Source organism: Microcoleus vaginatus FACHB-2002 (genome assembly GCF_040004035.1).
Classification (GTDB): domain Bacteria; phylum Cyanobacteriota; class Cyanobacteriia; order Cyanobacteriales; family Microcoleaceae; genus Microcoleus; species Microcoleus vaginatus_C.
Map to the genome: position 1 here is coordinate 104,591 of NZ_JAMPLN010000013.1, position 21,189 is coordinate 125,779.

13 protein-coding genes are annotated in these 21,189 nt (G+C 45.4%); 4 read left to right on the forward strand and 9 right to left on the reverse strand.

What is annotated here, in order from left to right; all coding sequences use genetic code 11:
* The first annotated feature begins 17 nt into the window (after positions 1-17).
* On the forward strand, positions 18-599 hold the full coding sequence (locus NDI35_RS13585) for a D-glycero-alpha-D-manno-heptose-1,7-bisphosphate 7-phosphatase (RefSeq protein WP_445313193.1): 582 nt from the start codon (positions 18-20) through the stop codon (positions 597-599).
* Positions 600-614: 15 nt separating this feature from the next.
* Here the strand turns inward: NDI35_RS13585 and NDI35_RS13590 are convergent, their stop codons facing one another.
* The 6 genes from NDI35_RS13590 to NDI35_RS13615 form a co-directional block, all read right to left on the reverse strand.
* A complete protein-coding gene (locus tag NDI35_RS13590) occupies positions 615-1,844 on the reverse strand; it encodes a hybrid sensor histidine kinase/response regulator (RefSeq protein ID WP_445313194.1) in 1,230 nt (409 codons plus the stop codon).
* 6 nt (positions 1,845-1,850) lie between these two features.
* Positions 1,851-4,778 carry a PAS domain S-box protein gene (locus NDI35_RS13595; protein WP_445313195.1) on the reverse strand — a complete coding sequence of 976 codons (2,928 nt, stop codon included), beginning with the start codon at positions 4,776-4,778 and terminating at the stop codon, positions 1,851-1,853.
* A gap of 225 nt (positions 4,779-5,003) precedes the next feature.
* Positions 5,004-6,293, reverse strand: coding sequence for an aminopeptidase P N-terminal domain-containing protein (locus NDI35_RS13600; RefSeq protein ID WP_445313196.1), 1,290 nt, complete (start codon positions 6,291-6,293; stop codon positions 5,004-5,006).
* Positions 6,294-6,435: 142 nt separating this feature from the next.
* On the reverse strand, positions 6,436-6,846 hold the full coding sequence (locus tag NDI35_RS13605; RefSeq protein ID WP_445313197.1) for a hypothetical protein: 411 nt from the start codon (positions 6,844-6,846) through the stop codon (positions 6,436-6,438).
* 133 nt (positions 6,847-6,979) lie between these two features.
* Entirely contained in the window at positions 6,980-8,866 is a 1,887-nt protein-coding gene (ftsH2, locus tag NDI35_RS13610) for an ATP-dependent zinc metalloprotease FtsH2 (protein WP_333205819.1), read from the reverse strand.
* A 156-nt stretch (positions 8,867-9,022) separates the two neighbouring features.
* The gene (locus NDI35_RS13615) at positions 9,023-9,154 is read right to left on the reverse strand and encodes a hypothetical protein (protein ID WP_445313198.1); all 132 of its coding nucleotides are present in this window, start codon (positions 9,152-9,154) and stop codon (positions 9,023-9,025) included.
* Between the two features lie 35 nt (positions 9,155-9,189).
* On the opposite strand from NDI35_RS13615, the gene fcmB reads away from it, so the two are divergent.
* Both fcmB and fcmC read left to right on the forward strand, forming a co-directional pair.
* Positions 9,190-10,272, forward strand: coding sequence for a filament morphology actin-like protein FcmB (gene fcmB / locus NDI35_RS13620; RefSeq protein WP_333041971.1), 1,083 nt, complete (start codon positions 9,190-9,192; stop codon positions 10,270-10,272).
* Between the two features lie 20 nt (positions 10,273-10,292).
* On the forward strand, positions 10,293-10,811 hold the full coding sequence (gene fcmC / locus NDI35_RS13625; protein ID WP_333170559.1) for a filament morphology membrane protein FcmC: 519 nt from the start codon (positions 10,293-10,295) through the stop codon (positions 10,809-10,811).
* 204 nt (positions 10,812-11,015) lie between these two features.
* Here fcmC and NDI35_RS13630 read toward each other — a convergent pair whose 3' ends face one another.
* From NDI35_RS13630 to NDI35_RS13640, 3 genes are all read right to left on the reverse strand, one after another.
* Positions 11,016-11,939 carry a hypothetical protein gene (locus tag NDI35_RS13630; RefSeq protein WP_445313199.1) on the reverse strand — a complete coding sequence of 308 codons (924 nt, stop codon included), beginning with the start codon at positions 11,937-11,939 and terminating at the stop codon, positions 11,016-11,018.
* Positions 11,940-12,185: 246 nt separating this feature from the next.
* Positions 12,186-13,583 carry a magnesium transporter gene (gene mgtE, locus NDI35_RS13635; protein WP_445313200.1) on the reverse strand — a complete coding sequence of 466 codons (1,398 nt, stop codon included), beginning with the start codon at positions 13,581-13,583 and terminating at the stop codon, positions 12,186-12,188.
* Positions 13,584-13,736: 153 nt separating this feature from the next.
* Complete coding sequence (locus NDI35_RS13640) at positions 13,737-14,621, reverse strand: amino acid ABC transporter substrate-binding protein (protein WP_445313201.1); 885 nt, start codon at positions 14,619-14,621, stop codon at positions 13,737-13,739.
* 1,016 nt (positions 14,622-15,637) lie between these two features.
* On the opposite strand from NDI35_RS13640, the gene NDI35_RS13645 reads away from it, so the two are divergent.
* Positions 15,638-21,127, forward strand: a complete 5,490-nt coding sequence (locus tag NDI35_RS13645) for a PAS domain S-box protein (RefSeq protein WP_445313202.1) — start codon at positions 15,638-15,640, stop codon at positions 21,125-21,127.
* Positions 21,128-21,189: the final 62 nt, after the last annotated feature.

Below are 21,189 nucleotides of genomic sequence, written 5' to 3' on the forward strand. Positions count from 1 at the left end.
TAAAAAACAATACAACAATGAAACGAGCAGTATTTCTTGACAGAGATGGCGTTCTCAATATCGAAGCGGGTTACATTCACAAAGTTGAAGATTTGCATTTAATCCCCGGAGTCGCCGAAGCTGTACGCCGTTTAAATGACCAACAAATATTTTGCTGTTTGGTTTCCAATCAATCCGGCCCGGCGAGGGGTTATTATCCGGTTAGCCACGTAGAAGCTTTGCACAAACGCCTTGGTCAGCTATTAGAAAATGAAGCAGGAGCCAAGTTAGATGCTCTTTATTACTGTCCTTATTTAAGCGCAGCCGAAGGCGGAACCAACCCAGAATTTACGCGGTATACAACGTGGCGAAAACCGAATACAGGGATGTTGGTAGCGGCCGCTTGGGAACAGGATTTAGATTTGCGAAAGAGTTTTATGGTCGGGGATAAAGCGACTGATGTAGATATGGCTCACAATGCCGGCTGTACTGGTATTTTGGTGCAGACTGGTTACGGGGAAAGCGTGTTGAGCGGGGAGTATCAGCACCATACTAAACCGGATTTTATTGCAGCAAATTTAGCCGCGGCTGTAGAGTGGATTTTGCAACATTTTGATTAGTGTTTGTAGTGGCATTTAATTTGTTTCTCGTCGAGTCTTACAGGAAAGTGCTACGTAAGGAAGGGCGACTGTGAAGGTTGTACCAACGCCGATTTTGCTTTCGCAGGCGATCGCCCCTCCTTGCAATTCCACAGCTTTTTTAACAATTGTTAATCCCAAACCATTACCTTTAATCTTTGTAGTATTCTTGCATCGGTAAAACATTTCAAATATTTTCCCTACTTCCGTTTCTGGGATGCCGATACCTTCGTCTCGGATACGTATAATTAGTAAGGGGGAGTTAATATTTGTAAATTGGGAATTGGGAAACAAACACTGAGGAGACAAGCAGAAAATAGGTTCTTTGTCTCCCTCGCCTGCTTGACGGCATTCCAATTCCAAGGTGACTTGCCCGCCGTTGGGAGAATATTTGATGGCATTGACGATTAAGTTAGAAATAATGCCGTGCAGCAATTGTTGATCTAATATTGCACTGGTAACATCTGAAGGGATTAATGTTAGTTTGTGCTTGGCTTCATTTCCTAATTGCAATTGAGCGAGCAAGTCTTGACAAAATTCGACTAAATTTATCGGTAATGGATTGCATTTGAGTTGGCCTGATTCGGCTCTGCCCATGAACAGCATATCGTCGATTAGCTGGTTCATCTTTTGGGTAGCTGAGTGCACCAGGCGCAGGGTTCTAACTTGGGATTCGTCCCTGCTGCGAGTTCGATCGAGATCGAGAAGTTCCGCAGAAATTAAAATCGCGTTGAGCGGGTTCCGCAATTCGTGAGCGGCCATTGAAATATACTGGTTTTGGCGGTGCGATTTTTCTTCCACCGACTCTCTGACTGCTTCCGCGGCTTTGAGAGATTCTCGCATCTTGGTTTCGATTTCGTGTCTGTGCAGGGCAATCTCGATCGCCACCCGCAAATCATTTTGTTGAAATGGTTTGATAATATAACCGAATGGGTCTGTAAGTTTCGCTCTTTGCAGCGTGTGATCGTCGGCATAAGCTGTTAAAAATACTGTCGGCACATTCCTATTAGTTCGGATTTTTTCGGCTGCCGTTACCCCGTCCATGTCACCTTTAAGCACGATGTCCATCAACACCAAATCGGGCGGGTTTTCTATAGCTTTTTGAATTGCTTCTTCTCCTGAAGAAACTGTAGCTGTTACTGCATATCCGAGTTTTTTTAATCGGCCTGCTATGTCTTGGGCTACAATAACTTCGTCTTCTACAACCAAAATTTGTATAGGGTTCATTTTTCGTTAAATACGCTGCCGATAATTTAACTCTTGGAAAATTAGATTGTAGCAGGTTCCACACTGACTGTCAATGGCAATACTCGCTTCTAATTGGTAAGCCAACATTCTTACTAATCGCAATCCTAATGTTTCAGTATTTTCCACGTCAAAATCCGCCGGAAATCCGCGACCGTTATCTTGAATAGTTAAATGAAACTGGTGACTATTTGTTTCATAAAAATTAATAGATATTTCACCATTTAAATTTGAGACAAAGGCATATTTTAAAGAGTTAGAAACCAGTTCGTTAATAATTAATCCGCACGGAATTGCTGTTTCTATGTTTAAATAAATCGGGTCAACTTTGAGATTAAATCGGATTGAAGTATTGCCGCAACCAAAAGATTGATACAAATTAGCAACCAAGTTTTCGACATAGGGGGACAGGGCGATCTGATCGAGATTTTCGGATTGATAAAGTTGCTCGTGAATCAGAGCCATCGAATGGATGCGGGTCTGGCTTTCTTCAAATAAAGTTAGCGTCGCTTCGTCTTCAATATATTGAGCTTGAAGTTGCAGCAGGCTGGAAATTACCTGCATATTATTTTTGACTCGGTGGTGAATTTCTTTGAGCAATACTTCTTTTTCGCGGAGTGCTGCTTGGATGCGGGCCTCGGTAAATTTGCGATCGCTGATATCTTCGGCAATACCCGCGATGCGGTAAATGTTGCCCGATTCGTCGTAAATGGGAAAAGCTCGATCGCACACCCAGCGAATTGTGCCGTCTGGCAGAAAAATCCGATATTCGGTATTGGTGGACTCGCCCTGCAACACTCGCCCCATTGCCTCTTCCAACAGGAGTTTATCTTCTGGATGCACCCACTCCATCATTTTTAAGGGATCAGCATACAATTCTTCGCGACTGCGCCCCCAGATTTGTTCGTAAGCTGGACTCAGATACAATAAATCGGTGAATTCCGCAGACATTAGCCAGACAGAATCTTGGATATTTTCTGCTAACTGGCGGAAGCGTTCTTCATTTTCACGGATGGTTTGTTCTGCCTGTTTACGTGTGGTAATATCTACTGCAATGCCCACGATGCGGTAAACTTTACCAGATTGATTTCTAATCGGAAAAGCCCGATCTCGAATCCAGCGCATTTTGCCGTCCGGCCTGACAATTCGATATTCTATTTCGTCTTCCAACTCAATTTTTCTAGTTAAATTAGCAATAACCCGCTCGCGATCTTCTGGATGGAGGGAATCTGCAAAAAAGCGCCCGTAAGCATATAAATCAGCGCAGCTTCTGCCCCAAATCTTTTCGTAACCTGGACTGATATAAATAATTTCCTGGGGTTGAATGTTTACCATCCAAAACACGCTTTCAATGTTTTCTGCTAGCTGTCGGAACCTTTCTTCGCTTTCTTTCAGCGCTGCTTCGGTTTCTTTACGCTCGCTAATATCTTCTGTCACTACTACATTATAAATTGCCCCACTCAGCGGTTCTTTGATTAGCGATACTGTAATATTTACCCAAACTACACTGCCGTCTTTGTGCAGCAAGCGTTTTTCCATTTTAAAACTGTCAATTTCCCCGGCAAATAATTTCTTGTTTTGTTTTAAATCTGCATCTATATCTTCTGGGTAAGTAACGTCCATCCAAGTTCGCGACAGCAGTTCGCTCGCAGTATATCCCACTATCTCGCAGAATTTTTGATTGACTCGCAAATAGCGGCCTGTTTCGTCAGGGTGGGTAATGCCGACTGCCGCTTGTTCGACGGTTGCCCGAAAGCGTTCTTCGCTATCTCTGAGGGTTGCTTCTGCTTTTTTGCGATCGCTAATATCGCGCTGCACGCCAAAATAGCCCACGATTCTGCCGTGGGAATCGTAAATGCAAATATAGTCGCCTTCCACCCAAACTGGAACCCCGTCAAACTTGCGATTTTCATTTTCGATGTGAATTCTGCCGGCCTCAAAAAATTGCCTGATTATCTCTCTGCCGCCAGTCAAGTTGTGCGATAAGAAAGAGTAAAGCGTCCTGCCAATAAACTCTTCCCTAGTACCTCCGTATTGAGCTATCAAAGCATCGTTTGCCTTAGTTACCCGCCCGTTAGCAAATATATAATCCAAGACTTTTTCTTTGTCAACTGTATCGTCCCAGTACACTGGTTCGTCCAGCATCATAAAGAAAAAGCCATCTAAAGATTGAGAGAAAAACAATTCTAGCTGTTCCTGGCTTTCCCGCAGAGCTTTTTCTGTGCGCCAGCGAGAGAGAATTTCTTCCTGCAATTGATTGTTCGCTGTTGTCAAGTCCTCAGTGCGCTTTTGATATTTAATTTCGAGCTGATTTGTGATTTCTTCCAGTGCTATTTCTGCCTGTTTTTTTTCGGTAATATCTTGAGTAACTACTATGCCTGCAAAAATTTCTTCCCCGTCGTTTTTGACTGGAGCAATTGTTGTTGAATAAACGCGATCGCCGTATTTATATTCAAAAGTATTCTCTTTTCCTGCCAAAGCAGCGCGATATTTAGTTTCAAAAAGTGACCAATCTTCAGGTGGGGATACTTCCCACAATGTTTTGCCTTCCAACAGTTCTTTGGACAAACCAACCGCTGCCAAACCTTGACCGTCAACCAGAGTATAGCGCAAATCGCGATCGAACAAAAACACCGAACCATTCGGATAATGTTTGATGAGAGTTCGGTACATTTCCTGGCTTTTTTCCAGAGATGCGATTAACCGAATGCGATCGTCCTCGGTGATATCAAATTCAGTTACGGAACCCGAAAAGCCAGCATTCTCGACTGCTTTGAGTTGTGCTTCTAATTTCTGGCACAATTCTCTCTGCCGCTGCAAATCCTCTTCAAGTTTCAGAATTTTTCCTTTTTGCTCTGCTACTAATGCTTCGCAGGTTTCGAGAGGTCGATCGATCTTGGTAGGATCAATACACATAATTGCTCTAGGTTTGGCAGTTGCGGACTTGAGCTTTTTCAAGCCCATACTAACAAAGCTCAAGCCTTCAGTGCCAACTTATATCATGGACGGTTGCATCGGAATAATATATCTGAATGATATAGCCCGCTCATAATTCCGATGCTACTGGATTTAATATTATATCCTTTCCGGTTGCATCGGTATTGTTCAAACAGTCAACAGTCAACAGTCAACAGTCAACAATTATTTAGGAACTCCCGCCGTCAAGACTTCATGGCCCTCAAGTGTCACCAAAACATCATCTTCAATCCTCACGCCAATACCGCGCCATTTTTCAGGAACCTCCGGCTGTCCTTCAACCGGTTTAATATAAGGAGAAATATAAATCCCCGGTTCCACCGTCAGCACTTGTCCGGCCTGCAAAACTTGCGGATTTTCGCCGTACTGATAAACGCCGACATCGTGCACATCCAATCCCAGCCAATGACCAGTGCGGTGCATATAAAATGGCTTGTATTTCTCTTCTTTAATTATCTCTTCAATGTCACCCACCAAAAGTTTTAAATCCATTAAACCTTCCACCAAAACGCGCACAGCCGTTTCATGAATTTTGCTGTAAGGATTTCCCGGATATACTTGACTAATTGCCTGCAATTGTGCTTGCAAAACTAAGTCATAAATTATCTGTTGTTCGGCTGTAAATTTGCCGCTAACAGGAAAGGTGCGAGTAATATCAGCGTTGTAGTAGTCGCAAGCACAACCGGCATCTATTAGCAACAAATCGTTTTCCTGCATTTGGCGGTTGTTTTCGATGTAGTGTAGGACGCAAGAATTGTAACCGGATGCAACAATTGAAGGGTAAGCGGGAGTGCAGCCATTTAAACCAAAAGTATGTTCTATTTCAGCTTGAATTTCATATTCGTATCTGCCGGGTTTGGCGAATTCTTGGGCGCGGTTGTGGGCGGCAACTGAAATATTAGCGGCTTTTCGCATTAATGCTAATTCTGTTTCGCTTTTCACCAGCCGCATCGGGTGTAAAATGATGTTGGAATCTTCGATTGCTGTCGGGCCTGTGCCACGTTTCGGATAGGTTGCCATCAAGCGCTGCCAGTGATTGAGGACTGTTTGGTTGAAAGTACGATCGCGCCCGAAGTGATAATATATGCGATCGGCCTTTTCTAAATATTTCGGCAATTTTTCCGCAAGTTCGGCGATGGGGAAAGCTTCATCCGCGCCGTACAATTCCTTAGCGCCTTCTACTCCGGCGCGATAACCGTGCCAAGTTTCTTTTTCCAAGTCTTTTGGCTGCACAAACAAAACAAATTTGTGTTCTTCGTGGTGCGGCGCGAGCACTGCTACCGCCGCAGCTTCGTTGAAACCGGTTAAGTAGAAAAAATCGCTATCTTGCCGATAGGCGTATTCTACATCGTTGTGCATGACCGCAGCAGGTGCGCTGCGAAATATCGCCGTCCCGCTGCCAATTTTTGCCATTAATTGTTCGCGTCTTTGCCGATACTCGGTGGGGTTTGTCATTCGATTTTAGATTTTAGATTTTAGATTTTAGATTGAGTGTAATATTAACACTCGGCGGTTTCAAGCGCTGCTGGTCAGACTTGCACCCGCAAGCCCAGGGTTGAAGATATAGGTGATGTGTTTTTTTTCTTTGTCTACTTACTTATTTATTCTCTTGTTCTGCGATCGCCAATTTACAAGTATAGTCAACCAGCCGAGACAAAGATGAGTTGCGATCGACTAAAGTCCATCTCGGATCGAAATTCGACCAATTTTCGCCATCTTCGCTAACTCTGACGGTTCTCAACTCTCGCTGCTGGCAGTTAACTTCCATTTGCGCCAACAATTTCTGGTTACTAAACTGTTGAGTTCCTAAAATAGTTCTGACTGGATAAGAAGGAGCACCGGGAATATCCGATTTGCTTAATTCAAAGCTGCTGGGGTCGATGCAAATATCTACAAAACATCTTAATTTTTCAGCGCGGGCGCTCAAAGTATTGATGGAAACAAAAATCAAAGTTGCTATTAAAAAAAATGACAAATTATTAATATGTATGGCACATTTAGTATTCATCTGCGTTAATTAACGTTTAGGGACGGTTTAATATTATTGACAGTTTAATAAAAAAGTAGGGACGTGGCAATAGTGCCACGTCCCTACTTTTTAAAGACACGGCAATGCCGTGTCCGTAATGTTTAAACAAGTCTTAAAGCTGAGGAACGTATTGTTCTTTTTCAGGAACAAAAGTGTATTCAGAGACGATTAGGCGCAACTCTTCGCCGTCGATGGTTTCTTTTTCGATCAACAAATCGACTAAGCGATCGATCACGGTGCGATTTTCGCGAATAATTCGGCGGGCGTCGTCGTAGCAATGATCGACAATGGCGCGAACTTGTCCGTCAATCCGAGAGGCTATTTCTTCGGAATATTCCGATCGCGCTGTGTAGTCGCGGCCGAGGAAAATTTCGCTTTGCTGGGCTTCCAGGGCGATCGGGCCCAAGGTAGACATCCCGTAGCGAGTCACCATTTGGCGTGCCATACCGCTGACTTGCTGCAAGTCGTTGCCGGCACCGGTGGTTACTTCGGCATCGCCGAAAACTACTTCTTCGGCTGCGCGACCGCCCAAAGCACCGCTAATCCGGGCTAAAATTTGCGATCGAGAAATCAAACCTTGGTCTTCGCTGGGCATGAACCAAGTCAAGCCGCGGGCCTGTCCGCGAGGAACTAAGGTAACTTTTTGAACTGGATCGTGGGCTTGAATGATTGTACCGACGATCGCGTGGCCGATTTCGTGGTAAGCAATCAAGCGCTTGCTCTTGCTGTCCACCAAAGGAGTGCCTTCCATACCTGCTACCACGCGATCGACTGCATCGTCAACTTCGAGCATCGTAATTGCTTCTTTGCGGCGGCGGGCGGTTAAAATCGCAGCTTCGTTGAGCAAGTTAGCCAAATCAGCGCCGGTAAAACCAGGAGTGCGGCGGGCGATAGCGTCCAAAGAAATCTCTGGAGACAGCTTCTTGTTGCGCGCGTGAACTTCCAAAATTTCCAAGCGGCCTTTGATATCCGGCGTATCTACGCTAACTTGGCGGTCAAAACGTCCCGGACGCAGCAGCGCTGAGTCGAGCACGTCGGGGCGGTTCGTAGCAGCAATGATGATAATGCCAGTATTGCCCTCAAAACCGTCCATTTCGGTCAGCAACTGGTTCAGGGTTTGTTCCCGTTCGTCGTTACCGCCACCGATACCGGCGCCGCGCTGGCGACCCACTGCATCGATTTCATCGATAAAGATGATGCAAGGAGCATTTTCTTTAGCTTTCTTGAACAAGTCCCGAACGCGGGAAGCCCCGACACCGACGAACATTTCCACAAATTCCGAACCGGAGATGCTGAAGAAAGGCACGCCGGCTTCGCCTGCGATCGCTTTTGCCAGCAGGGTTTTACCGGTTCCGGGAGGGCCCACTAGCAGCACGCCTTTGGGAATCTTCGCCCCGACTGCGGTAAAGCGTTCGGGTTTTTTGAGGAATGTCACCACTTCTTGAAGTTCTTCTTTGGCTTCCTCAACGCCTGCTACGTCGTCGAACAGTACGCCTGTTTTAGCTTCCATTTGAAAGCGAGCTTTGGATTTGCCAAAATTCATGGCTTGGCCCGGGCCCCCTGGCACGTTGCCACCGCGGCGGAAGAGGAAAAACAGCCCTCCTACTAACAAGAGGGGAAATACTAGATTGCCTAAAAGTCCCCAGACAGCACCGTCGTTGCGTAGTGGGTGAGTGTCGAAGCTGATTTTGGAGTCTCTGAGCCTAGAAACCAGTTCCGGGGCATTTGAGGGCAAGTCTACCCGCCACCGCTGCTCGTGATTGTCCAGTTCGGGATCGACTGCTAGGACAATAGCCGTCCGACCTCCGTCGTAAAGGTCAACGCTGGTCACTCGACCGGCGTTTAAGTAATCTAAGAATCGACCGTAGCTCAGGCGGGTGCTGGCGGTGTTCTTGCTCATTTCTGCCGGGGATGGGGCAAAGGCCCCCTGCCACAAGAAAAAGCCGATGACTAAGGCGGGTAAAGTCCAAAGTAGTATAGTTCGCCAAGAAATTTTCATAAATGCGGATGCCTTGAATGGGGGACAGATCGGGTAAGATCGCGGTGTGGGAGAAGTGCGACAAAAGTTTACACTCAGAATCTTAACTAAATTTAACTTAACAATGCACTCTCAGGCAACAGAGCTTCGAGGACGATCGCTCCAGAAAAAGTTAGGTTAGTTACGGTAAGGGCGATCGTCCCGAATATAATGTTTGGTGCTGATTTCGATACCGATCTCGGTAGAGTTAGAAGAATCGCCGCTTTCACCCACTGTCTTTAAGCGTGGCAGTGTCAAGGGATAAGGCATGATAATGGTGAGGCTCAGTGAGGTAACACATTTCAATGACAACTAGACAGCTTGTTCCTAATTCGGCTATGCTGACCCAGCAGACTAAAGTCGCTTCTAACAAATCGATTATTAGTGCTGATTTGGGTCGGACGGCAACTAAAGCTTGCGTGAGTCGCAACCCGAGTAGCGTTGTTTTCATCCCTGCCAACGTGGCTACTATGCCCGTGGAAAAGGTGCGGGGTGGCAGCTTTGAGTCCAAAGCAACAGACCCTCTGTTGGATATGTGGCTGGAGTACCAGGGCAAGGGTTACGCTATAGGTCAATTGGCGGCAGATTTTGGCGCTAATCTCGGTGGCGCTGACCAGTCGAAAGTAGTAGATGCTTTGGTTAAGGTCTTTTCCTGTGCTGGATATTTCCAGATGAAGGGCGAAATAGCAGTTGTGCTGGGTTTGCCGTTTTATTCGCAGGATCAGTTTGAGAAGGAAAAGGAAGAGATTATCAGCCAACTGCGCTCTCCCCACGTTGTGGTGTACCGGGGCGAGCGTGTGGATATTAATATCAGTCACGTTTGGGTGATGCCGGAAGGGTTCGGCAGCCTGATTTGGTGCGAGGCTCAAGATAACAAGGAGTTTACGCCGGAGTTGCCCGAACTCTCGGTGGCTGTTGTGGATATCGGACACCAAACTACCGATTTGTTAATGGTCGATCGTTTCCGGTTCGCCCGGGCAGCTTCTAAGAGCGATTCCTTCGCAATGAACAAGTTCTACGAACAAGTTGCCTCAAAGATTCCGGGAGCAGACCCTCAATCTCTGTCTTTACTGGAAGCGGTGAATAAACCGGAAGGCCAGCGTTTCTACCGTCCGAGAGGAGCGACTAAGCCGACTAATTTAGATCCGATTATTAAGGATTTGCGAGAGGCTTTCGCTAACGAACTGTCCGAACGTTTGGTGCAGTGGCTGCCGGAACGTGTGACGGATGTGGTTCTGACTGGCGGAGGCGGCGAGTTTTTCTGGGAGGTGTTGCAACCTTTGCTTAAAGACGCCAATCTTAAGGCTCACTTGGCTCAGCCTTCCCGGAAAGCTAATGCTTTGGGACAGTTTATTTATGCTGAGGCTCAGCTAGCCACGATTAAGTAACGCATTAAGGCTTGAACCCTATGGCACTGTGGGCAAAAAATAAGGCGAATTTCTCGGTGGCGTTTACGGAAGATGCTGCGGATCAAACTTTGCTGGCCGCTATTGAAAAAGAGTTGGCTTTCACGAAGTATCAGACTTTCAGCAATCTCTGCAAGCAGGCTTTGTGGCAGTTTTTGTCTGTATCTGAGTCTACTAGCTCTACACAGAGCTTTCAGCGGTTGGAACAGCGTATTGCTGAACTTGTGGTCAAATTTGCTGAGTTTGAACACAATGTTTCGGCAGAGGAATTAAGCCGTTTGGAGGGACTGGAACATCACCTGAGTAAACTCAGCGCGCAGTTGGATCAATTGCAGGGGAGTGTTAACAGTAAGTTTGCTCAAGTTTCTTTTGCCCCAGTTTCAAAAGTAGTAGAGCCTGGCCCCATTGAGTCTGAGCCTGTGGCGGATGATAATGTAGTGTCTGATGCTGAAGTTGCTCCTCCTCGGAATTCCGATCCTTTGTTGGAGCGTTTAAGTTCTTTGTTACCCCAAGATTTCTAAAATGAGGTAGACCCAGGCTTAAAAGCCTTGAGATGTAATGTTAGTGGCCCGCTGTTGGCAGCCGGTACTGAATACAGAAACAAAGCGATCGCTCTTTTGAAAAAAAAGGGCGATCGTTTTGTTATTTGTCTGTTGTCAGTTGACTGTTGACTGTTGACTGTTGACTGTTTTCTGTGGTTACAAATTACTAATTACCCATTACCATTATTCGATTAATCCTAATTTTTGTAATCGCGAACGAATGGCACTAGGCTGTCGCTGAAATCTCTGAGCTAATTCGTCAATTTGTTGACCGCTAGCATATTCTTTCTTCAAGTTTTCGTCTTCATCCTGACTCCACTTGACATAAGCTCTGGGATATTTCTGACGAATTTTCTCATTGGGGGTTTTAGGCCGATAACCATTCTTTTGCTCGCCATTCAAACCAGAACCAAGCTGTGGGTTAATTTCCACACCCCGACTAGCTACCGCCTCCTGCACGCGGTTGGGAATCACAGCAATTTCTTCAGATAGCTGAGCCAAAGCATTGTCTACTTTTTGCTGAAGTTCTGTTAGCTGCCGCTGCTGCAAATTGCCCCACTGCGGCAGTTCGTTGATAAACTGCTGCAAGTCCAGAATTATTGTGGTCAAAGTTTCCACTTGTTGCAACTCCGGCCGCTGTTTGAATTGGCGGCTGGTGAGTTCGATCTCGCTTTGAATCATTTTAATAGTTTTTTCTAAAATTATTAGTCGCTGGCGCAGGTTCTCAATGGCTGAAATGAGAGAGTGTACGTTTTCTCCAGGCCCAACATTGAGATTTTCGCGAGATGTTTGAGCAACAGCTTCGTCTAAAGCATTTACAGCAAGTTGCAATTGCTCGATCGCGCGATCGGTAGTAGCTGCTTGTTGATTTACGCGATCGAACGTTGCCGCCGTACTTGCTTTAACTTGCTTGTGCAGCTTTTGCCGATTCACAAAATTCAACACCAACGAAATCACTACAGGCACTTGAGCATAAACGCTCTCCCCCCAAACCAAACTAGCAGCCAATCCCACAGCAGAGGCAGCAAGAAAAACCAATTCAGCAGTTTCTAACAAATTGCTCGACTTGGGATTTTGGATTTTGGTGGGTGAATTGGATGATGACATAGGCTAATACCATTTTAGATTTTAGATTTTAGATTTTAGATTTTAGATTTGGAATGACTGATGAAGCTCGGAGTTGGGAGCAAGGGCCGATACTGGCATTCTTTTTTTGAACTGGTGCAAGTCTGCGGGTAAAAATAAAGTAAGCGCGAGCGCACCTATCCGGTATGGAATCGGACGGCGACCCCGAATTTAGCAGTGGTGAAAAACAAATTAAGTTTTTTATTCACAGCCATGTAATTAAATATATTAAAGCTGCAAAATTAGTCGAGCTAAAGTGAAATAAATCAAGACCCCAAGGACATCAACTGCGGTGGTAATAAAGGGAGCAGACATTAAAGCGGGGTCTAAACCCAAAGAACGAAATAGAAACGGCAGAGCTGAACCGGCAATAGAAGCTAAAATTGCGATCGCAAACAAACTCACTCCCACCGCGAGTGCCACTGCTAAACTCCCTTGCAGAGTATAAGCCCAGCCCGTCGCTACAGTCCCCAATATAGCTCCTAGCAGCGCTCCCGCCATCCCCTCGCGAACAATTACTTGAAACGGGCCCATTGCTGTAATTTCATCAGTATTCAAACCGCGAATTACAACTGTTGAGGACTGAGCTCCGACATTGCCTCCAGTGCCAGTCAGCAGGGGAATAAAGGCTGCTAGAGCGACTACTTGGTTCAAAATATCTTCTTGAGCTCTAATAATTGCGCCGGTGACAGTATTAGTTAAAAGCAGAACAAACAGCCACACGACCCTTTTCCGGGCAACAGTGATTAAATTAGTCTGAAAATAATTGTCGCCGCCGGACTGGACGCCACCCAAGGTATAAATATCTTTGGCTGCTTCTTGTTCTAAAATGTCGATCGCATCGTCAACTGTAATGATGCCGACCAGCCGCTGTTCGCGGTCTACAACGGGCACAGCTAAAAAATCGTAACGCTGGATCAGCCTAGCTACTTCTTCTTGATCCGTTCCTGTTTGAACAGAAACTACCTCGCGGGTCATAATTTCGCCGACAGTTTTGTCGAGGGGCGCAGTGACTAAATCCCGCAAGGATAAAATACCCGTCAAGCTGCGTCCGGCGTCGGTGACGTAAAGAGAATAAATTGTTTCGGTAGTTCTAGCCAAAGAGCGAATTCGGTCTAAAGCTTGGGCGACGGTAAAGCTTTCTTTCAGAGAAATGTATTCTGGGGTCATGATCCGGCCGGCGGTACTGGCTTCGTAACCCAAAAGTTGGGCCGTTGCTTCCCGTTCCGTCGGGCTCAATTCACCCAACAGGCGACGGACTAATATTGCCGGCAGTTCGTCAAAGAGTTTAGCTCGATCGTCCGGGGACATTTTGTCTACAATGTCAATGACTTCTTGGCGTTTGAATTTTTCGCAGAGGGACTGCTGAACGCTGGAGTCGAGATATTCGTAGACTGCGATTGCTTCGTCTTTGGAAAGCAAGCGGAAAGCTATTACTTGCATGGTTTCTGGCAGGCCTTCGATAGCTTCAGCTATGTCTGCTTCCTGCACCGGGTGCAAAATCGCTTTTGCTCCTTTAAAGTCTCCTTCTTCCAACAGGGCCCTTAACTGCGATCGAACTAATTCCCGCAGTTCTTTTCGCGCGTAGGTGGGTAGAGAAGACGATTGATAATTTTTTTCTGTCACTGATGACCCTCCTAAACCTGTGCTGCGCGCCTTCCTGAATCCAGTTTAGAGCCTATTGACGCCACTGGTTGCAGCGATCGGACTTGCCCTGACAAAATCCACACCTGACCCCTATTCTTCTGGTGCGCGCCCAGCATCTTGCCCGATTTGGGTTCAAATACATTTATCTTGATCGGCGACACTCATCGGTAGGAAAGGAGAATTGCGCCCCAGCACTTTTTCCAACAGGTTCGTCGAACTTTGATTGCGAATATAATTATTGACTGTTTCTTTCCATTCAGTGTCACTTGCTGGCAATATCATGCCGTAAGAAATGCAGGTTAAAGGCTGCTCCGGTATAACAGAATATTGGCTTTGAGTTAAACCCTGTCTCAGCGCCTCTCCTACTAACAGCATTCCGTCGCTAGCGAAGGCATCGATTGTGCCGGATGCCGCATCTTTTACACCCGACTCTCTGCCCGTGATACCTTCATAAATTCGCTGGTTGGCTAGTTGATATCGACCTGCAATGAATTGTTGGGTAATAGAACCGCTTAGCACGCCAATGGTCACGTCTTGCAGGAATCCCGAAGGGTTGACTCTCAGTCTGTTTTCTGGCTTGACTAACAGATAAGTGCCGCTGTATAAAAAAGGCAGTGAATATGCAATCCCGGTGGGGGGATTTTTTAGAATTGTATTAGGCCCGCATTCTAGGTGAGTGCGCTTGCTAGTTACGCTGCGGAAGCGACCTTTTTCCGCTGATTCATTGAGATCTGTTTCTAGTTTTTCTAAGCGGATAGATCGATTTAATTTTTTTTCTAAGTCAGCTCGAAAAAGTTCTAAGCCTTCCATGCAAACTCCTTGCCATTTTTCACCTTCTAAGTAGCCGAAGGGAGGGGCATCTTTTCTGATGCCAACTTTTAGAATGCCAGTTTGCCGAATTTCTTCCAGTGCTGTCTGGGCTGAGGCAACTGTAGGTAAAGCTGCGGGAAATAATATCGAAACTATGGCTGTAAATGCTGCAATTTTGAGGTTTTTATTGGTTAGTGAGGAGTTCATTAGTTCGGCATCCGAATAGAAATTTTACGGGTTTTTAATATAATACGCAAAAAAATAATATTGTCAATATATTGGGGTGCTTGTATTTTGGGCTGTTGGGGTGTTTTGGGTGGTGCGATCGGCTAACTGCAACGAGCACCCTCTAAAATTAAGTTTCGGGGGCTAGGTAAATCCTTTTTTCTGCCGCCTCACGGGTTATACACACAAAAAAGTTTTCGGCAAGAATTGGTTTGACAAATTATTATCTTGCTATAGTCAACAATTAATTAAAACTGTCAATATCATCTGCCAGCAGTCATAGTGAATCCCCTCGCTCCAGCTATGGTTCCTGTTCAAACTGCCAATGTGTAGGGCTGGGATTTAGACTCTCAGATCAAATCAAGGAACAGCGAGCAGTAAAATTATTTTATGTAGGAATGGGTCTCAAAAGCTGCATCTGAATAGTGTAGGATTATAACACACCATATCGGACATTACAAGCTGCGTATTGTGGGAGAAAAATTCTCTGCGCTCTTGATTTTATTACGGAATGTTTAAACTTGTATCTTTTCCTTAACCCTTTTATATTCTTTACCAAATCTTTATTTTTTTCTCTAGAGTTTTGTTATGGTTGCTTCTAGCGAGCTTACAGCACTTTGCAACAACAGTGAAATACCCTTTAGTTAAAAAAGAGGTCTTTATGACACACTGCCCCTGCTGCTTGAATCAAATGCTGCGTCACGTTCGCGAGCATCAAATCTACTGGTTTTGTCGCCAATGTTGGCAAACAATACCTATTTACAATCTGAACAGATGTGGCTCCTCGCCCTCTATAAATCTAGTTAAAGGGCTAGGGGTTAAGGAACAACCTTCTTTACCGATGGAATTTAATAGCTCAACTTAGGGGGTATAAAGTTTAGAGATTGCCTTAGCGCTAACTGGTTATCAGGCTCAACACTTAGTTTTCTTGCATCATTAAATTACCCAAGTATAGCCCAAAATATTGAAGACAGCTCTATTCATCTATTGCTTAATTTATGGTAATCCCTCGACGCAAAGTAATTATAAGTTTAGACCAAACACAACTTAAACGATGGCTACCTCTTTTGCTTGGTGTGGTGGCTTCTCTTGCTGTTTTATTTACGTGGCAACAGCTAACCATCAACGGACAAATTCACATCGAGCAGTTAATTCAGCAGGAAGCCAATGCGATTCAGTCACAACTGAGCGAAGGATTATCAATTCGGGTGTTGACACTTCGGCAAATGGCGAATCGCTGGCAAGCCAATGGCGGTACACCAAAGGCTCTTTGGGAAGCCGATGCTGATGCTTATGTAAAGGATTTCTACGGTTATCAGGCGATCGCATTAGTCGATCCATCATTTAAAGTGCGATGGGTTGCGCCACTGGCAGGGAATGAGGCAGCGCAAAACCTAGATTTGAATGGGGAACTGCGTCGCAAAATCACTTTGCAAGTAGCTCGTGATTTGCGTCAACCTATCTTAAGTCGCAATATTTCACTCGTTCAAGGGGGTCAAGGATTTTTAGCAAGTTTTCCTTTGTTTGTAGGTGAACGGTTTGATGGGTTTATTGTCGGAGTTTTTCAGTTTAAGACTCTATTTGAAAGTATTTTAAAAGTGTCACCAGGGTACAAGGTGGCTATCTATGATGGCACAAGTTTGCTCTACGGTCAAGAATCTTTGTCTCAAAACTTCGATCGTAAAACAGTTGTAGTGAAAGCCTATGGTGTAGACTGGAAAATCGATGTTTATCCAAATTTAGATTTAGTAGAAAGAGTCAAGTTTTATTGGCCTAGAATTGTATTAATTGGTGGCTTAGTTTTAGTTGGGCTGCTTATGTGGGTCATGTATCTCGCACAAGTTAGTTATTGCAAAGTCGATAAATTCAAAAAAGCCAATCGCCAGTTGCAATGGGAAATTCACCAGCGACAACAGGCAGAAATTGCGATCGCTCAACTAGCTGCGATCGTTGAATCTTCGGAAGATGCCATTCTCAGCAAAGATTTAGAGGGTGTAGTTACAAGTTGGAATGTAGGAGCCGAAACAATTTTTGGCTATACAGCGGCCGAAATAGTAGGGCAATCAGGGAGAAAACTGATTCCCGCAGACTATCAAGATGAGGAAAACGAAATTCTCACCAAAATCCAGCGAGGAGAACGTATCAAACACTACGATACAAAGAGGCTGAGGAAAGATGGAACATTAATCGATGTCTCGATGAGTGTCTCCCCCATTAAAGACCAAGCAGGGAATATAATTGGAGCCTCAAAGATTGCTCGGAATATTGCTGACCGCAAACAAGCAGAAGCAGCACTACGTCAAAGTGAAGAACGCTGGGAACTGTCTGTACGCGGGAATAATGACGGCATTTGGGATTGGAATGTTCAAACCAATGAGGTCTTCTTTTCTAGTCGCTGGAAGGAAATGCTGGGCTATGAAGACCATGAAATCCAAAACATTGTAGACGAATGGGCTAATCTGGTACATCCCGATGATTTGGGATGGGTGATGCAAGCCGTTCAAGATCATTTTGCCAAGAAAACTCCTTTTTATATCACAGAACATCGCATTCGCTGCAAAGATGGTTCCTACAAATGGATTTTGGATCGCGGTCAGGCACTTTGGGATGATGCAGGTAACGTAATTCGGATGGCTGGCTCTCACACCGACATTACGGAGCGCAAGCAAGCTGAAGTTGCTTTACTGGTAAGCGAAGCCAGATATCGGCAATTGATCGATAACTTAAATGCAGGTTTTGTGATTCATGCGACAGATACCAGCATCCAATTATGTAATGAAACGGCCTGTGAATTACTAGGGCTTTCAATGGATCAAATGCTGGGAAAAACTGCGATATCTCCGGCCTGGCATTTTGTGCGGGAAGATGGCAGCGTTATGCCCCTAGAGGAATATCCGGTAAATCAGGTTTTATCCAGTAGAAGTTCCCTCAAAAATTATGTTTTAGGAATTAAAAAAGAAATTGATAGTTGTGTTTGGGTATTAGTGAATGCCTACCCGGAGTTCGCTCAAAACGGTCAAATCACACAAGTTGTAGTTACGTTTATTGATGTTAGTAAAAGCAAAAAAGTAGAGCAGGACATCCAAAACACTCGCAATTTCTTACAAGCACTGCTGGATAATTTACCGGTGGCGGTTTTTGTTAAGGACGCAGAGCCTAAACAATTTGGCGTATTTCAGTTTTGGAATAAAACCAGCGAACGGTTATTTGGCATTTCAGCCGAACAAGCGATCGGCAAAAGTGGCTATGATTTTTTTCCAACCGAACAGGCTATCTTTTTTGACCAAAAGGATAGAGAAGCCTTTGACAAAGGTAAGACTGAGGATATTCTAGAAGAAGTCATTGACAGTCATTGTCTGGGAAAACGTTGGCTGCATACGGTGAAGATTCCCATTTACGACCAGCAGCATCAGCCTCAGTACCTACTTTGTTTTTCAGAAGATATCACCGATCGCAAACAAGCAGAAGCAGAGGTTAGAGAAATGAGTGAGGTGATGAAAAATGCGCTGTCCGGCATTTCCCGAATAGACACTCAAGGACGTTACCTCTATGTCAATAAAGCATATTCTGACGTGACAGGCTATCAGCCAGAAGAAATGATCGGGATGTCCTGGGAAAAAACCGTAGATCCAGATGAGTTGAAAAAATTGGTTGCAGCCTATGGGCTGATGGTGCAAGAGGGCAGAGTTGAAGTTGAAACCAGAGGGGTTCGTAAAGACGGTTCGGTTTTTTATAAGCAATTGGTGATGATTTCAACTTACGACGAACAGCACCAATTTATGGGGCATTACTGCTTCATGAAAGATATTAGCGATCGCAAAAAAGCCGAAGTTGCGCTCGAACAGGAACTTCGGCGAAGTAAAGCCTTCTTCAACACTTCCCTGGACGGTGTTGTTGTCATGGATCGGCTCGGAAAAATAGTCGATTTTAGCCCGAGTTTTGCGCGGATGCTGGGCTACACCCTGGAAGAAACCATGAATCTTAATGTCTTTGATTGGGATGCTCAATGGACGAAGGAAGAACTACAAGTTATCTTAACAAAAGAGAAAAATCTTCCTCTGTTTGAGACGCGACATCGGCGTAAGGATGGTTCGGAATATGACGTGGAAATTAGCTGGAGCCGGGTGGAATTAGAAGGTCAGATGATGCACTTCTGTATTTGCCGGGATATTAGCGATCGCAAACGGAACGAAGCGGAACGCCAACAAGCAGAACAGGCACTCCGAGAGAGTGAAACTCGCTTCCAAGCCTTCATGAATCACAGCCCTGCCCCTGCCTGGATTACCGATGGAAATGGTGTAATGCTCTATGCCAGCCAGACTTATCTTAATACCTTCGAGTTACCCACTGAGGATCTGATTGGAAAATCGATTTTTGAACTTTACCCCGTCGCCATCGCCCAACAATTTCTAGACAATATCCAAAAGGTTGCTCAAACCAACGAGCTAATTGAAACGATTGAGATTGCGTCCCGTCGAGATGGAACCCTGGGTGAGTTTCTGGTTTACAAATTTCTCATCCCCGACTTATCTGGGCAAATGCTAGTAGGTGGTGTGGCGATCGATGTGACACGACAACATCAAGTGGAAACCGCTTTACAACGCAGTGAGGAACGCTTAATGCTGGCACTAGAAGCCTCTGGAGATGGACTATGGGATTGGAAAATTGAAACTGGAGAAATTTACATTAATTCCTACTACCAGGAGATGCTGGGCTACAAGCCCGGTGAGTTGGTGATTGATGTGAACGTCTGGGAACAGATGATTCACCCTGATGATAAATTATGGGTTTTTGAGGCTCTCAATAGTAACTTGCAAGATAGCTCTCTCAAATATGCCTTTGACTATCGTGTGCGTTGCAAGTCAGGTGAGTGGAAGTGGATCGCTAACTACGGGAAAGTCGTTGCCTACGATGAAGATGGTAAGCCTTTACGGATGATTGGAACGCACAAAGACATCAGCGATCGCAAACAAAAAGAACTGGCACTCCAGCACGCAATGGAAGCAGCAGAAGCAGCGAACTTGGCAAAAAGTACCTTCCTAGCCAATATGAGCCACGAATTACGCACTCCTCTCAACGTAATTCTAGGATTTGCCCAAGTGATGACCCATGACCCATCCCTAACTCCCAACCAAAAACAAGACCTGCAAACAATTCGACGCAGTGGAGATCACCTCTTGAGTTTGATTAACGATGTGCTGGATCTTTCCAAAATTGAATCGGGACACTGCACAGTTGAACAAAGCGGATTGGACTTAATTGCGCTGCTGCATTCCCTGCGAAATATGTTGGCGGAACGAGCAACTTCTAAAGGACTTAACCTTTGTTTCGAGATTGCGCCAGAAGTTCCCCAATTTATGCTGGTCGATGCTCAAAAACTGCGCCAGGTTTTGCTCAATCTGCTGAGTAATGCCATCAAATTTACCGATCGGGGAAGCATTACTTTGCAAGTCAGCATTGAGGCTTCCGGTAGAGTGGCATTAAGCACAACTCGGCCGATTCTCCAGTTTGTAGTCGCTGACACAGGTTTAGGCATTGCACCGATCGAACTCAATACTATCTTCGATGCGTTTGTGCAAGCTCAAGCTGGGAAGCGATCGACCGGCGGTACTGGGCTAGGTCTCACCATTAGCCGCAAATTGTTGGAACTCATGGGCGGAAAAATTTCTGTCAGCAGCACTGTGGGACAGGGGAGTACCTTCACCTTTACCCTTCCCGTCAGCCCCATCAGTGGAGTTAATGTTACACCCGAAGAGAATAATCGCCTCGTGATTGGGCTGGCTCCCAGTCAAGGGGATCATCGCATTTTGGTGGTTGACGATCAAGCAGAAAATCGCTTGCTAATGGTCAGATTACTGACACAATTAGGATTAGAGGTAAAAGAAGCTACCAACGGACAGCAAGCTGTGCAGATTTGGCAACAATGGCAACCAGACCTAACCTGGATGGACATTCGGATGCCCGTGTTAGATGGATACGAGGCTACGAAGCAAATTCGGGCAATGGAAGACGGACAGAACAGTATCATTATTGCACTTACGGCCCAGGCTTCCCAGAGCGATCGCGCCCTCGCCTTGGCTGCTGGCTGCAACGACTACATCAGCAAGCCGTTCCGGGAACAGACCCTATTTCTTAAGATGGCGGAATACCTGGGGTTAGAGTATGTATATCAGGAAGAGGAAACAGAAAAAGGGGAACGGGGAACAGATTGTTTTCCTTCTTACCTCTGTTCTGTTGCCTCTTCCGTTTCAGATTCCCTCGATCCAATGCTTCTGGCAACATTACCAAAAGTATGGGTGGTTGAGTTGGAAGATGCTGCTTTATGTGGGGATGATGTTGCGATAATTGAACTGGTAGCTCAACTTTCCTCAGAACTCGCTCAATTCGGTACTCATCTGACGGAACTCGCCAACCAGTATCAATTTGAGAAAATCATTAATCTAATTCAAGGTAATTTCCCAAGTGGAATTCCTCCATTGGATTTATAAGCTGTTGTGCAGTTAAACGTTTGATTAGGACTAGGGAATTAGGAACAGCCAACAAGAATACA

Coding starts and splice junctions, on each gene's coding strand:
- NDI35_RS13585 (WP_445313193.1), top strand. CDS start 18: ATGAAACGAGCAGTATTTCTTGACAGAGATGGCGTTCTCAATATCGAA.
- NDI35_RS13590 (WP_445313194.1), bottom strand. CDS start 1,844: ATGAACCCTATACAAATTTTGGTTGTAGAAGACGAAGTTATTGTAGCC.
- NDI35_RS13595 (WP_445313195.1), bottom strand. CDS start 4,778: ATGTGTATTGATCCTACCAAGATCGATCGACCTCTCGAAACCTGCGAA.
- NDI35_RS13600 (WP_445313196.1), bottom strand. CDS start 6,293: ATGACAAACCCCACCGAGTATCGGCAAAGACGCGAACAATTAATGGCA.
- NDI35_RS13605 (WP_445313197.1), bottom strand. CDS start 6,846: ATGAATACTAAATGTGCCATACATATTAATAATTTGTCATTTTTTTTA.
- ftsH2 (WP_333205819.1), bottom strand. CDS start 8,866: ATGAAAATTTCTTGGCGAACTATACTACTTTGGACTTTACCCGCCTTA.
- NDI35_RS13615 (WP_445313198.1), bottom strand. CDS start 9,154: ATGCCTTATCCCTTGACACTGCCACGCTTAAAGACAGTGGGTGAAAGC.
- fcmB (WP_333041971.1), top strand. CDS start 9,190: ATGACAACTAGACAGCTTGTTCCTAATTCGGCTATGCTGACCCAGCAG.
- fcmC (WP_333170559.1), top strand. CDS start 10,293: ATGGCACTGTGGGCAAAAAATAAGGCGAATTTCTCGGTGGCGTTTACG.
- NDI35_RS13630 (WP_445313199.1), bottom strand. CDS start 11,939: ATGTCATCATCCAATTCACCCACCAAAATCCAAAATCCCAAGTCGAGC.
- NDI35_RS13640 (WP_445313201.1), bottom strand. CDS start 14,621: ATGAACTCCTCACTAACCAATAAAAACCTCAAAATTGCAGCATTTACA.
- NDI35_RS13645 (WP_445313202.1), top strand. CDS start 15,638: ATGGTAATCCCTCGACGCAAAGTAATTATAAGTTTAGACCAAACACAA.